General features: G+C 63.8%; 11 protein-coding genes. All 11 read left to right on the top strand.

Features of this window, described 5'->3' with window-relative positions:
* Positions 1 to 89 precede the first annotated feature (89 nt).
* The 11 genes from V7Q48_RS17725 to V7Q48_RS17675 are packed head-to-tail and all read left to right on the top strand — an operon-like array spanning position 90 to position 14,753.
* Positions 90 to 1,277, top strand: a complete 1,188-nt coding sequence (locus V7Q48_RS17725; protein WP_333840480.1) for a hypothetical protein — start codon at positions 90 to 92, stop codon at positions 1,275 to 1,277.
* A gap of 29 nt (positions 1,278 to 1,306) precedes the next feature.
* The gene (locus tag V7Q48_RS17720) at positions 1,307 to 2,077 is read left to right on the top strand and encodes a hypothetical protein (protein ID WP_333840477.1); all 771 of its coding nucleotides are present in this window, start codon (positions 1,307 to 1,309) and stop codon (positions 2,075 to 2,077) included.
* Between the two features lie 44 nt (positions 2,078 to 2,121).
* A complete protein-coding gene (locus V7Q48_RS17715; protein WP_333840475.1) occupies positions 2,122 to 2,244 on the top strand; it encodes a hypothetical protein in 123 nt (40 codons plus the stop codon).
* Positions 2,234 to 2,947 (top strand): hypothetical protein, encoded by a 714-nt coding sequence (locus V7Q48_RS17710; RefSeq protein WP_333840474.1) that lies wholly within the window; start codon positions 2,234 to 2,236, stop codon positions 2,945 to 2,947. The genes V7Q48_RS17715 and V7Q48_RS17710 overlap by 11 nt, the downstream gene beginning before the upstream one ends.
* 2 nt (positions 2,948 to 2,949) lie before the next feature.
* Entirely contained in the window at positions 2,950 to 7,638 is a 4,689-nt protein-coding gene (locus V7Q48_RS17705; RefSeq protein WP_333840472.1) for a hypothetical protein, read from the top strand.
* Complete coding sequence (locus V7Q48_RS17700; RefSeq protein ID WP_333840470.1) at positions 7,638 to 9,563, top strand: hypothetical protein; 1,926 nt, start codon at positions 7,638 to 7,640, stop codon at positions 9,561 to 9,563. The genes V7Q48_RS17705 and V7Q48_RS17700 overlap by 1 nt, the downstream gene beginning before the upstream one ends.
* 5 nt (positions 9,564 to 9,568) lie before the next feature.
* A complete protein-coding gene (locus V7Q48_RS17695; protein ID WP_333840468.1) occupies positions 9,569 to 10,102 on the top strand; it encodes a hypothetical protein in 534 nt (177 codons plus the stop codon).
* 2 nt (positions 10,103 to 10,104) lie between these two features.
* Complete coding sequence (locus tag V7Q48_RS17690; protein WP_333840466.1) at positions 10,105 to 10,527, top strand: hypothetical protein; 423 nt, start codon at positions 10,105 to 10,107, stop codon at positions 10,525 to 10,527.
* Entirely contained in the window at positions 10,527 to 12,656 is a 2,130-nt protein-coding gene (locus V7Q48_RS17685; RefSeq protein WP_333840464.1) for an SGNH/GDSL hydrolase family protein, read from the top strand. The genes V7Q48_RS17690 and V7Q48_RS17685 overlap by 1 nt, the downstream gene beginning before the upstream one ends.
* Before the next feature lies 1 nt (position 12,657).
* On the top strand, positions 12,658 to 12,969 hold the full coding sequence (locus V7Q48_RS17680) for a hypothetical protein (protein ID WP_333840462.1): 312 nt from the start codon (positions 12,658 to 12,660) through the stop codon (positions 12,967 to 12,969).
* Positions 12,970 to 12,971: 2 nt separating this feature from the next.
* Entirely contained in the window at positions 12,972 to 14,753 is a 1,782-nt protein-coding gene (locus V7Q48_RS17675) for a hypothetical protein (RefSeq protein WP_333840460.1), read from the top strand.
* The last annotated feature ends 44 nt before the right edge of the window (positions 14,754 to 14,797 follow it).

Raw genomic sequence — 14,797 nt, 5'->3', positions numbered from 1 at the left:
GCCCTCGATCGAGCCCGCCCCCGAGCCCGCCGCCGACACCAGCCAGGCTGGCGCCGCGCAGTAACTCCGCCTGAAGAAAGGCCAGTCCCATGGCATTGAAGTCCAACAATACGGCGGTCGCCCTCGCCATCCAGGTTGCGGTCGACGCGTTCACCGCTCCGACTACGCCGGCCGACCTGATGCCGGTATCGAACCTCAAGCTCGACATCGCAGGCGTGACGCTCGCCAACGACGAATACACCGGCTCTCCGTTCAAGAACGCCGACACCGTTGCGGGCAAGAAGGTGACGCTGTCCTACACGATCAAGCTGCGCCCTCCGGGCGGGGTCGCGATCCCCGCTGCCAACGCCTTCTTGCTCGGCCGCGTGCTCCAGGCAGCAAAGTTCACCGAACTGCGGACTTCCGCGGCAATTCCCGTCGCCCCCGAAGCGCTCAGCGCCGGCAGCACCACCGGAGCAACTCTGGGCGCCGGCGCGGCGGCCACGGCTGACCTCTACAAGGGTATGGCGATTTCGCTGGCGGGCATGGGCACGTCCTACAAGGAACGGATGAGCGCTCTCCGTTCCTACGCTTCGTCGAAGGTGGTCGCATTCGTGGAGACGTTCGGCAGCCCAGTGTCTGGCAATTACCAGATCCCGTCGCAGATCAGCTATATGCGCGATGTCTCTTCGGCCGACCCGATCCTGCTCTCGCAGCAAGTCTGGCTCGACGGCCACCGCTTCGACCTGCTGAATTGCCGCGTGACGCAGATGCAAATCCAGGTGCCGACCTCAACCAAGGACCAAGCCGCGTATCCCGAGATGAACGTCACGTTCGACGCGACCATCAGCGCGAACTCGGAACAGGCCACGCCCGCAGTGCCGCCCGCAGGGACCATTCCGCTCTACAAGGATGGCGATGGCTGGTTGGCCGGCACGCGCGTCGGCCTCCGCTCGTTCACGCTGGATCTTGGCGTGCAGACCGAAAATCCGCCGAACCCCAACAAGGTCGACGGCGTGGATGCCGCCGAGCTGGTCGGCGGCGTGGCCAAGGTTTCGATGGTGCGGCAGAAGTACCGTCCCTCGACCATCGACACCCTCGCCCTGGCCGATGCCCAGGCCTACCAGCCCTTCTTCGCGCAGTGGGGCAGTGCCGCCGGTGCGCTGGTGCAAATCGTCGTTCCCGACGGGCGCCTCAATTACCAGAACCCCGACCTGGGCGGGAACATCATCATGGAAAGTGGTGATCTGCTGATCGATGCGCTCGCGCGCGGGGTCTGCATCAACTTCCCGTACTGATCTCCCACCATCTGAAAGGACATCCTGACGTGCCCCAGGACATCCCCCTGGAGGCAAGCGAGACGCTTGCCTTCACGCCGCCGTCGCTCGCGCAGATCGATGGCGCTCCGTCGTTCACTCTTCGAGCGGCGACCACCCGGGAAAAGCGTTTCCGGCGCCGCCTCATGTCCGAGGAAGGCGTAATTTATCACTCCGAGGCCGACGTGCGCGACGAACTGCTGCGCGCCCTGCGGACCCGGTTATGGGGCGAAGAGAAGTTTGCGACCCACAGCGGAGCGCTCACCGCCTATTGGGAGGCCCTGGACGACTTCCGCTTGCAGCGTAAGGAAGCTCCAGAGCTCGAATGGTCGTATGACGAAGATGCTGAGCGCGCCATTCTTTCCCTGATCCGGGATGTCGAACAGTCCTGGCCCCAGATCGGCCGCATGAAGGCCGACAACATCGACTTCAACGAGATCTATCTCGGTGCCACGGTCGCTGTCGTGGTGACCGATTGGACGGGGATCGACGTCCGGCAAGCCACCAATCGGTCGTATCTGACGATCGACTGCGTCGACATGGTCGGGTCTGCTCTTCAGCGCTTCGCCATCAAGCACGGCATCGAGGGGAACCTGCCGTTCCTCGAGTTGGCCAACGCCTGCGCGCGCAGAATGGCGTTGGACGAGGACGAGGAAAAAAACTCCGAATCGCCGTCGCCATCAGAGATGACCCCACCAGCTTCGAGCATGAAGAAAGCCTCGGGCAAGGGTGGGAAGTCCCAGGCGTCGGCACGCTCCAGCAAAACCCGCGTGGACGCATAACTGATGACCACTGGTCTATCCTGCGGCTGCATTCCCAATGCGACATGGGCATGGCCGGCACGCGGTATCCCGACGGCGGCGCGCCGCTCGACCAGCCATTGCTGCTACTCGATGCGTTCGCCGTCATCTCGTCGGCCATCGCGGAGCTGAAGCGCGATGCGGATTAGCGCCAGCCTCACTCCCGGCGACATGCAAGGGCCGTTCGCGGAGTGGCGCCGGTTCGCCGAGGCGCGGATGGAGCGCGCGGCCCTTCTTGCCACCGATCGCGGCGCGCGCGCGCTGCTTGGTCAGGTCCGGAGCCGGATGGCCGGTGCCGGTCTCGGCCGACTTGGCAACGGCTTGAGCTCGACGTCGGACCTTCGTGAAGGCAGGGGCATCCATCGCTACGCCGATGGCGGCTTCAGTGCGTCGGGCATCGTCTTTATCCGTACCGGGTCGGACCGCACCCGGGGCGCTATCGAAGCCTACACCCGCGGCGCCGACATTCGGCCGGTCCGCTCGCGGTGGCTTTGGATCCCGACTGACGCGATTCCCCGCGTGTCGAAGCGGTTTCGTCTTACGCCTTCTCTCTGGGTACAAAACGGCCTTGATCGTCGGATCGGGCCGCTCGTGCTGATCAAGGGCATTAACGGCTACCCTCTGCTGGTGGTGAAGAACGTCGGTGTGGACCTGTCCGGTCGCAAACGCTCGGCGCGATCGCTGACTAAGCGCGGGATGCCTCGGTCCGGTCAGACCGAGAAGTCCATGATTATCGCATTTATCGGCATCCCCAGCACGACGCGGGCTGCGCGCGTCGATGTCGAGGCTATCGCCCGAATTGAAGCGCAGGCCCTGCCCGGCGCCTTCTACCAAGCCCTCGGAAGGATCTGAAAATGGCCGACGGCCCGGTTTTTCCTGCGTTCCTCAAGCTGGAATATCAGCGCGACAACAGCGCCAAGAGTTCCTTCCTGGCCGAAGTTGCGTCGATTTCCGGCGAGGCCAAGCAGCAGTTCCAGCGGTCGTTCGAGGAAGTCGGCGCGATCATCGGCCGAAGCCTGTCGGGCTTTCGAACCGGTGGCTTTCGGATAGACCTCGATACGTCTGCCCTGCGGCAGGCGGCGTCCGAGGCAGAGTTCGCGGCGCAACGCCTGGCATTCACTCGCGATGCCGCAACGCAGCTTGCGTCGACGACGGGCGACACAACCCGCACGACCCAGACCTATTTGCAGGCGCTGCGCGCTCAGACGATCGAAGCAGAACGGAACGCCCGCGCTGCCGGCGAGCAGGCCACAACCTATGGACGGCTCCAAGAGCAGATCGATCGGACGATCGACAAGAACCAGGCGCTTGCCGCTTCATTTCGAGCCACGTTCGCCGAGCAGGCCAAGGCCGCCAACTTTGCGCATGCCTATCAGCAGGGCATCAACGAGGTTTTCGCGTCAGGGCTGGCCGGACCGTCCAAGAGCGCCCGTAGCAGCGCTTCGGTTTTCGAAGAGCAGTCCTATGCCCCCAAGGCTGACACCCGGAGCGGCCTTGATCGAATGCTGGCTGGATCGGCTTCGCTGGACCGTGCTGCCGTCTCCGCGACGACGCTCGAGCAGGTTCTGGGCCGTGTGTCGGCGAAGGGGGCTGAGGTTGCCGCGTCGTTGCAGCAGTCGGCGGAAATCACGGCCCGCGCGGCCGAAGAAGAAGCGTCGCGCATCGCTGCTGCCAAGCGAGAGGAGGCCGCTGCCCTTGCCGAGGCCCAGGCAACGGCCAAGCGCTACGCCGATTCTGCGAACGAGCTTCGGCTCCGGCTCGATCCTTCTCTTGCCGCGCAACAGCGGTTTGATGCCGAGCTTTCGCGCGCAGATGAGTTGATGAGCGCTGGGGCTATCTCAGCCAAGGAATACGCCCAGGCGCAGGCTCTCGCGGCCCAGAACCTGCAGTCGGCCTGGACCGCGCTCACTGCATCTGAGGAAGAGAACACGCAAGCGAAGCGCCGCGGTACCACCGAGACGTCCAACGTCATCAACGGCGTTCGGGCGCAGCGTGTGGCCTTTATCCAGCTCGGCCAGCAGATGCAGGACGTCGTGGTGCAAACCAAGATGGGCACCGATGCGACGACGGTTTTCGTCCAGCAGGTTCCGCAGATGGCGTTCGCGCTGTCCGGCCTCGAAGGCAATACGAACAAAACCTATGATCGGATTGGCCAGTTTGCTTCATTCATGGCTGGCCCGTGGGGGGCGGCAATCTTTGCAGCGACCGCAGTAATTGGCCCTCTGATTGCCTCTACCATCGACCTTGGCGACGAAACCGACAAAGCGGTCGACAAGCTGAAAAATGATGCCGCGGAAACGGAGACCGCTCGCCGCGCCAAGGAAATCTTCAAGACGACCGTCGAGGGGGTGACGGCTGCCATCAACGATCAAAAGGTCGCCCTGGACAAACAAGCCGACAGCTATCGATCGGAAGCGGAACGTGCCCGCGATGCCGCCAAGCAAAATCGCGATCACGCGCTCTCCATTCGCGAAAACACTGTCGCGTTGCTGGAGCATGCTCGCGCTCAATCTGCGGCGGCTAACAGTCAGACCTTCGGCGCCGCAGGGGGCGCCGGCGCCGGCATGGCACAAGCGGTTTACGCCCGGCAGGTCACAGAGGTTGAGGCCGCCCTCGAAAACGCCAAGAAGGCTCTCGAGACCGCTCAATCCAACCTGACAGCGTCGCAGTCCTTCGTTGATGTTGAGCAGGGCAAAGCAAACGCTGATCCCGTCGCGCGCATCAAGAAACACTACGATGATCTGATCGATAAGGCCCGGCGTCGGGCCGTCGCCGAAGGCAAGGTAGGCGAGGCGCTAGAGAAGCAGGTTGCCACGCTCCAGAAGCAGTCGGCAGCGGCGGTGGCTGCACAACGAGAATCGCAGAAGTCCGATACCGGCGTGCTCAATCGAGCCAATGACCTGGGCAACATGGTCGCTCTGATCAAGCAGTTGTTCCCCGGCGCGGCGATCACCTCGACGAACGGCGGCAAGCACACCACCGGCAGCGACCACTACAAGGACCGTGCCATTGATTTCGTGCCTGCGGGCGGCATGGGTACCTACAGCAAGGCTGACGTCGAGCAGATCCTAAAGGACGCGGGCGTCAACATCCGTCGCAACGGAAAGGGTGTTGAGCAATTCTTTGGCCCTGGCGACAAAGGGCATAGCGATCACTTCCATGTGGCTTGGCAAGGATCTGCCCCGGATCCCGACAAGGTGGCAGCTGCCGCAGAGCGTGCGCAGGCAAAACTCGACGCGTTCGGGAGCAAATCGTCTGAAGCGATCGCGCGGGTCAATGAGCGCTTCAACGAACAGCCTCGTCTGATCGATCAAGCAAGGCAATCGATGCGCCAGCTGGACGACATCGTGGCTCAGCTGGAAGAGCGTCGCCCCCCTGGCTTCGAAGCGATGATTGCAGAGGCCGACACCGCAAGGCAGTCGATCGCCGACGCCTTGGTGCGGCCCTATCAGGAACTGGAGCGGAACAGCGAGCGTCGCGTTCAGCTGCAGGAACTGCTGGTCAAGGGGCGAGATGCTGAAGCCAATGCGCTGCAGGATGTCTGGCGTTTGGAGGATCAGCTTGGTCCGATGACCGCCGAGCGCCGCAACCAGGTACTGGAGATCGCGCAAGCTGAGCAGAAGCATGTCGAGGCGTTGCAGCGTGCGCAGGAGGCACAGCAAGCCTACTTGGACACGACGCGTTCGATCCGCAGCGCGGTAGAGGGCATTCTCGGCGGCTATGGCAAGCTGTCCGACCTCAAGAGTATTGGCCAGCAGCTCCGCGGACGAGTGCTGACAGAACAGGTCTTTGGCGATGTGTTCCGCGACATGGACAAGTGGGTCAAGGACAAGACCAACATCGGGTCGAGCGTTGACCTGATGGGGAAGGAAACGGCGCGCGCGGGTGAGGCCGCCGGAGCCTTCGCAGACAGTATGGTTGCAGCCACCGATCGCTTGCAGCGTATCATGCAGCGCGACATCTCGCGGACGAGCGTAGGGGGCAGCGGCTCCCTGTGGCCGCTCGGCGCTATGAGCACGCCGGCACTTATCGCCGCCCCGGCCAACGAAAACCCGCCGATCGTCGTGACGGCGTCAAAGCCGAAAAATGCCGAGCCAACGCTCGCGGAAATGAGCCCCGCGCAGTATTTCGATCGAATGGGCTCGAAAATGACCCAGCCCATTCTAAACCAGCTTTCGGGCCTGGTAGGGCCTAAGCTCTCGTCGATGCTTGCCGGGCCGTTGACCGGTGCCGCGATCGGCTTCGCTGCAACTGGTTCGCGCGTTGGCGCAGGCATAGGCGCTGCGCTCAAAATTGCCGGCATGTCCAATAGCTCGGTCGCTGGTGCGATGGACGCGTTCGGCACGGCCGTTGAAGTCAATAAGATGGTCGGCGACATCTTCGGTTTCGAAGGCGGTCCGCTTGGCATTCTCACCGGCCTGTTTTCGAAGAAGCCGCGCGGCGGTGGCGCTGTAACGCAGGACAGCGTCTACACGCACGCCAACGACGGGGCCATTGGCAGCGCGATGGACTCATTCGGGTCTAGCCTGCAGGGCAACATCAGCAAAATTGCGCAGCAGCTCGGTGCGCAGATTGGCAGCTACGATGTCGGCATCGGCCGATACAAGGACTACTATCAGGTATCCGCGGTCGGAAACGATCAGGCGCTCGGTAACTCCTATTTCCAGAACCGCAGCGGCAACGCGCTGTATGACGGTACCGACGCCGAAGCGGCCATGCGCGCCGCCATTCTGAATGCGCTTCAAGATGGCGCGATCAAGGGGATCCGTGACGGCTCTCTTCGCCTGCTCAAGGCTGGTAAGGACCTCGACGCGCAGCTGCAAAAAGCGATGGACTTCGAGAACGTCTTCAAGACCCTGAAGACTTACACGGACCCGGTCGGTGCGGCTCTCGACACCTTGGACGCCGAGTTCACGAAACTGAAGGAAACCTTCAAGGAAGCTGGCGCATCGACCCAAGAGTTTGCCGATCTCGAAAAGCTGTATGGCATCCAGAGGACGCAGGCCGTCAAGCAGGCAATGGACCAGATCACAGGTTCGCTGCAGAGCCTGCTCAACGACCTCACGGTGAACAACGACGCACTGTCGCTGCGCGATCGCAAGGCAGATGCTCTGGCCAAGTACCAGCCGCTCGCCGAGCGAGTGAAGGCCGGGGATACAACCGCCTACGACGACTACGCGGATGCGGCACGCCAGCTGCTGGAAATCGAGCGCCAGATGAGCGGCTCGCAGGGGGATTACTTCGCCCTTCTGGAGCAGGTGACCTCGCTGACGAAGACCCGTCTCGACGAAACGAAATCGGTGGCAGATGCCGCGGCCAATCGAGACAGCCCGTTCTCGTCCTCGTCGTCGACGGCATCGCCGGCCAATGACAACGCCGGCGTGAGCAGCGCAATCGACGCGCTGGGCGGGCGGCTGCTCGACGGCCTCGGGTTCAAGCTCGATGCGGTCAACCAGAACCTAGGGGCGCTCATTCTGCAGGGACAATCTGGCACCCAGCCTGGAGCAAGCCCCCTTCCCTTCATGAATGCGGCTAACTGGTAATGCTGGCCTGTCTTGCGAAGATCTCCCCGCTGAACCTGGCGTTCGGCGAGCGGATTGCTGTGCGCGCAGCATCGCATAGCGACCGACGTGTCACGGGGCTTGGCGGCAAGGTGTGGGAGCCGGCAATGGTTACGCCGCCGCAGCTGGGCATCACGCTTTGGAACGGCGACTTCACGGATGCGGTCACCACCGGCGGCGCGACCCTGCCGCTCAATGTGCGCGTGCTCGAAGAGACCTATCCCGATGTCAGTTCCTGCATGTGGACCGGCGCCCCGGTCGAAATCTATGCCGAGACGCCTGGCACGGCGTGGCCATGGCGGCAGATCTTTCGCGGCAAGGTCACCGGACTGAGCCGCAAGCAGGCCACGCTTTCGTTGACCTGCGAGGTCGATACAGAACCGTTCAAGGCGAACCTGTTGGTCTCGACCTATGCTGGTACCGGCGGCGCTGAGGGCCCGGCTGGACTGAAGGGAAAGCCGAAGCCGTTGGCGCTTGGTTGGCCGGTCAACGTCGAGCCCCAGCTTATCGATGCAGAGAACTCGGTGTATCAGTTCTCGGGGTATGGCCCCATCGAAGCCGTATCGTCCCTTTTCGAACGGGGGTCTGACTTCGGCCCGGCGACCGCCAACTACGCGACCTATGCAGATCTGGTTGCGGCTGCAATCCCACGCGGACGGTGGGCTACCTGCCTGGCAGCCGGCATGATCCGTCTGGGCGCGCCGGCCTATGGCGTCATCACCGGCGATATCAAAGGGCATCGGATCGGCGGCACCACGCCCAGGCTGACAGGAAAAGCCATTGCAGCGCTGGCAGGCGTCTCAGGCATCGATGCCGGCTTGCTGATGACCGACACGCTCGACGCTCTGGACTTGGCATGTCCCTACCCCATTAATCTGGTCCTGACCGATCAGATCAACTTTCTCGACCTTGCGCAGCAGCTGGCCCGATGCTGCAACGCCCAGGCCGGCGTAGCCCTTGATGGACGCTTCTTTGCCGCGCGCGTCACGCTTGAACCGGATGAGGTGCTGGTGCTCGACGCGCAGGGACGTGCCTACCCGCAGGTCACGGCAACCGAAGAGGCCTTCGTCAGCCTGCCGTACTGGCGCACCACGATCGGCGCTAACCGCTCTTGGCGGGTTCACTCGGCCGACGAGATTGCCTTTGAAGCGCCCATACTGGAGCGCGGCCTGTATTCGGCCGCCGAGACCTATCGCGAGGGCAATTGGGTCAGCCTCGCCGATGGATCCGAGTGGCTCTACACAGCGCTGGTTGCCTCGGCTGGCAACGCTCCGCCCTCCTGGCCTACCGCCTCGAATGCCTACTGGCAGAACAAGCGGCCACCAACGAAAGCCCAGGACATCACCTTTAATGGTGGCCAGACGATCGAAGCCCTTAAGCCTGCCGAGGCTGGGGCAACGAACGGCGCTCCCGTCGGAACGCCCGTTGGCGACAAGACGGCAGGCGATGTTGCGGGAACGGTGAAGTCCGGCGGCGGCGTGGCCGACAACCAGGTGGCAACGCCAGCCATCCAGAACGTCGCTGTGTCGAAGACCAACTACGTGACGCTCGCAAGCCCGATCACGCTTACCGACCTGACCGACATCGACATCTTCGCGCTCACCGTAAACAAGGACGAGGCCACGTCGCTGATGAGGATCGAGGCATCCGTCATCATCGAATCGAACGACGACATCCGCGGCGACTTCACCTTTTACGAGGGCAGCGGAGCAGCATCGCAAATCTACCCGGTCTTCATGAACGGCGCCCTTGGCATCTTTAAGGTCACGTTGACGATGATCGCCTTGTTCTCCGGCATGTCCGCCGGGTCGCACACCTTCAAATTGAAATTCAGGCGCAATGGCGGTGCTTCGACGGTCACCGCAAACGCCAACAGTCTCTTCTCCGTTCGCGAGGAAAAGAAGTAGCAGCCATGGAATATTGGATCGTGTTCCGAGCAGACGATGGCGTCGAGCTCGTGCGAGGAAGCTCGCCCACAGCTGGCACTGCCGCAGCGCAGGTGTTGCTGGAAGGGCAAGACCTGATGGTGGTGCCTGAGGCAGCAGTGCGAACGCTGCCGGCCGATCTGCAGGTCATCCAGCAGGATCTCCACGAGCAGGTCGACCGCGAGGCTGAAGCCGCAAGGTCCGAATTTCTTACGGCCGGCGCAGGCATGGCTCTGGTCTACCTGCTCAAGCAGCGCGAAGCCGCAGCCCTTGCAGACGACGAAGACGCCCCGGCGCCCTTACTCAGCGCGGAGGCGGCCGCGATCGGCACCGACGTCGCCACGCTCGCAGCGCAAGTGCGTGTTGCCGATGCGAGATGGCTTCAGGCTGCTGCTTTGATCGAAGCCGCGCGCCGGGGTGCAAAGGTCGCCATTTCGCAGGCCACGTCACTTCCTGCGCTCAAGGCCGCAGCCAGCATCGACTGGCGTGGCGTCGTCTCTGCGCTTTCAATCGGGGGATAGTCATGGCGTTCGAGTTGAACATCTTCCACCCGAGCAAGCACGTCCCTTGGGGAGGTGTCTCGGGCGCCGCTGATTTCGTCCGTATGGGAGTAAATTGGGAGGCGGCCTCCTTCAAGATGAGCTTCGCGGCCAGCCAAGGTGCTACCCCGATCGGCGAGCTATCCCTGACAAACGCGTCGGCAGGGGCCCAAGGCATCTCTGCTTCTTACGACGCGGGATATGCCCACCCTGAAACCGGGGCAATCGTCGGCGCCACCACGATCCGCCCTCAGATCGATGAGGCTTCGCTGGAGAGCCTAACCTGGGGGTCCGATCCCAGCGCTCCACTTGTTCTCCATTACGACCTGCTCATCACGCCTACCGGCGGGCCGCAGCAGGTCTTCTGCTTCGGGACGTTCACCATTATGCCGGGGGTCGGGGATTGATGGGCCAGCTTGTCCAGGTCGCGGCGGGGCCACTCGCCATAATCGATCAGAATGCGGCCGGCGACGTCCGGGTGCTCGTCGGGTTCAACTCAGCTGAGGCGGAAAAGAATACAGCCGAAGCCGTCGAGGCCGCGCGGATACTGCAGGCAGCATCTGACAAAAGCACGCTTGTCCTCGACGGCTATGCCATCGTTCACCAGGCAGGCACCGAGACGATCGGCGGCACGTTTACGTCCACCAGCACCGGCGCGCTCGGCGCTGTGCGCGGCGTCGCCACGCCGTTCGAGCATGAGACGGTGCTCAAGTGGATCAAGTGGACGCCGCGTACCTCGGGCTCCGGTGCCGAGGCCCACTTCTACCGGCCCAACGAGAATGGCACCTACGCCTTCGCGTTCGCGATCCCGCTGGGCACTGTCGCGGCCGGGCAGATCAACACCGAGATCACGGTGGATGTGTCGGGCTACGGCCGTCAGGTCTTCCCGGGGTGGATCGGTGCCCACTTCACCGCCAGCCTGGGCCGCATCTCGACGATTGCCGAACCTTGCCTCAAGTTCGTCGGCGACCCGTCTGGCGGCGCGATCGAGTTCAAAGTGGCCAACGAGCGGCCGGCGATCCAGTTCATCGGCGATTACGACGAGCAGCTGGGCAAGGGTGCCGTCGCCAAGAACATCGACGCGCTCGATGCGCGTGCCACGCAGCTGGAGTTGACCGAGCCCACGAACGGGGTGTGGTTCGGCTCGCGCGAGAACACCCGTCGCACCATCGCCGGCATCAACGACGTAATGAACGGCTTGGCGGATTTCGAGATCCTGCTCATCGGCGACAGCTACTTCGCCGGCAGCGGATCGGGCAGCGGCGGCGTGGCGCAGTATAACGATGCGTTCCGCCGCAGCATTCCTGGCCTCATCGCGCGCGCCCTCAGGGCCGCCGGCGTGCCCGTGAGCTATCACAGCATCTGGGGGTGCCATAACACCCAAGTCGCTTTCCCCGCCTACTGCCCCTATGCGACGCAGGGCGCTGGGTGGGTCTATGGCGGGCAGGCGTTCGGGCTGGCGATCAGCGCCCCGGCCTGGACGACGCTGGGCGGGGCAATGTTTGTCTCGCCGCCCGGCGGCGCCAACGGCATCTTCGGATACACGCCACCCGATCCGGTCGACCGCTTCAAGATCGGCCTGCCCAAGCGCAGCGACGCCGGAACCTTGCAATGGCGCGTCGACGGCGGCGCCTGGCACGACCTCGTGCAGACGGCATCAGCCGATGCCTACGACGAGGTGACCATCACCGCCGCCGACGATGGCGCGCTGGCTGTGGCCGGCCTGCACACGCTCGAGCTTCGCCGTAAGGACGACACGGGCTGGGCGGGCTTCGCCATGCTGGATGCGTGGGATTCGACGCGCAAGACGGTGCGGATCCACAATGCCGGCCACGCCGGCGCTCTGGCGACCACCACGCTCATGACGACGCCGTCGCCCTGGTCGCCGCTCCCGCGCCTGATCGCGCAGACCGCCGGTCTGGTCATCTACAACCCGGCCACGAACGACTGCCGCGAAGGCAAGTCGCCTGCGGAGCTGATGGCGGCGCAGAAGCTGCATCTGGCCTATTTCAAGGCGTCCGGGTCCGACGCGCTGCTGCTCTCGATGGCGCCCCAGGATCCGACTGCGGAAGTATCCTTCGCCACGCTGGATCAGCAGGCGGCCTTCGCTGCCACAACCAAGGCGGTCGCCAAGGCCGGCGGCGCCGCATTCGTCGATTTGCTCGCACTGTTTGGAAGCTGGGCCGAGGCAAATGCCGCCGGCAAATATACCGACTACATCCACCTCAACCAGGCCGGCTATCAGATGCTGGTCGGCGCCATCATGCAGCTGCTGGGGCCGATCGCTGCCGACGCCGTAGCAGCTCTGGCAGCAGCGCCTGGCGCATGGCAGCGACTGCCGGCGATCTACAAGCTGCTGATCGGCGGGATCGGCACCGTTACGATCGACAAGCTGGCGCTCAGCGGCGCGGTCACGGCCGCGGCCAAGACCTATACGGCCACCGGCGCCAAGACGCCGGTCTATCCCTTCTTCGGTTCCGACGCGCAGGCCATCCGGGCGGCGGTCACGGGATCCGCGACCATGGAGATCATCTGAAATGGCTGAGACCGGGTTTCCGGTGGAGCAGAAGGCTCTGCCCTATGTCGACGTGTCGGTGCCGTCCCTGTCCGGGGGGCAGGCTGCGGGCACTTCCGCCGTGCTTGCTGCCAATGCATCGCGGCGTGCGCTGGCCATCATGCCGAACGCCGACGGGCGCATGTATTTCACCAGCAGCGCGACCACCGATGGCCCGTATTGGCCGCTCTATGCCGGCGTCATGCGCACGCTGTCCGGCGCCCAGTGCCCGGCAGGCGACATCTTCGTGACCGGGCAAGCGACCGGAACGAAGCTGCGCATCGGGGAGGCCTGATCATGGGGGACGAAGCTGCGGTCCTGGTAGGGCAGGCCAAAGATCAGGTCGACCAGATCAACGTGAAAGCGGGAACGGCCCTCGATGGTCTTGACGGCGCCTGGTATTACGCCGGCCAGGCTACCGCCAAGCCAATGGTCACGGACCTGGTCGGCAACATTCTTCAGTATGCGCAGAATGGCTACCTTTACCCCTCGCGCGATCCCGACGATCCGGGCCTCTCTGCCGATTTCATCCGCCGTGCTAAAATGGCCGGCCTCGACAGCGTGTGGATGTACAGCGGTAACCGCGGCGTGCTGGTCACGGATCTGGTCGGCAATATCATTTCCTATGCCGCCGGCGGCATCACTTACACGATCCCGGATCCCGCTGACCCGAGCTTCACGCCCAAGTTTCAGAACGGCATGAAGTCAGTCGGCCTAGGGGACGTTTGGACCTATGTCGGCGCCAGCGATGCTATCGTGACGGATCTTGCCGGCAATGTCCTCGCCACCACATCGAGCCTTGCCAAGACGGCCGGCGCTGTCCGTCGCGTCGAGCCGGTCTCGCTCAAGTCGAGCCTGATGGTGACCGCCGATCGACAGTGGACCGGCACGCTCATCAGCGGCCAATCGCTCTCGGTCGGAGAGCATGCCTATGGTGTGATTTCCGACAGCCAGCCCTTCGCAAATCTCACCTTCGGATCCGGTCCTGGCTCGACGAAGTCCGGTTCGACCGGCAGCAATGGATCGCCTGGGGTTTCGACGTCGATGCCGCTCGTCGAGACCCTTGCGCGTGCCGAGGATGCGGGGCTGTGGGGTGCGGGCGAAACCCCGTGCTCGGGTACAGCCAACTTCGCCGTCGAGCGGGCGATGCGAAAGGGCCTGGTTGCGAGCGCGGCTGACTACGTCAACTTTGCCTGGACGGCCGGACATACCGGCTACACGCTCGATCAGCTGACCGCCGACGCCTGGTTCCAGCTGCTGCGTGACCAGGTCGATGGCTTCGTCACACTGGCGACCGCGGCCGGCAAGACGCACGCGATCCCCGCGATCTACTGGATCCAGGGCAATGCCGACGTATCGGCCGGAACCAGCTATGAGGCCTATAAGACCAAGCTCAAGGCATACCGCGCCAAGGTCGAGGCATACGTCCAGTCCAGGATCGCCAACAACGGACCGGTCGCGTTGGTGATGGTGCAATGCGAATATGGGCTGTCGACCACGAGCGCGATCGCCCTGGCCCAGATCGACCTGGTCCGCAGCGAACCGCACTTCTATTGCGCGGGGCCGACCTATCACCTCCCGCACTACCAGACCGAAAGCCACCTCGTCGCGGCGGGCTACAAGTGGATGGGGTGCTACTTCGGGCGCGCCAAGGCCCAGCTCGAACGCGAGCAGGTCGTGCCCGACTGGCTACAGCTGCTGTCGGTCAGCTACTATAGCGGCGAGGCGAAGTTCCGTTGGCGCGTCCCGGCGCAGCCCATCGTGATCGACGAGGCTCTGTGCGGCAGCACAGCGCAATCGGGCCTCGCGATCAGGGACGGCAATGGCCTTGTCGGCCTGAGCAATGTCCGCGTCACCGCCGCCGACGAGATCACCGCGACCTGTGCCCGCGCGCCGCTGGCAGGCGCCACGGGCCGCGTCGCGCTCGATTACAAAGGCGCGAGCATCAAGCTCGGCAACGCCTGCACGTCGAACATCCGCGATTCATCCGAAGAGACCTGCGTCGTCGGGGGCGTCGTGCGACCGCTCTGGCGCGTGGCGCCGGCTCAAGAACTCCCAATCCTTTTCCTTCAGGGGTAAGTCCTATGCGCGTTGCTCATACCATTGTGCCGACCATCTCTGCC

Source organism: Novosphingobium sp. (assembly GCF_036803765.1).
GTDB lineage: Bacteria > Pseudomonadota > Alphaproteobacteria > Sphingomonadales > Sphingomonadaceae > Novosphingobium.
The sequence above is the reverse complement of the archived record's forward strand: the minus strand, read 5'-3'. Positions and strand labels throughout refer to the sequence as shown.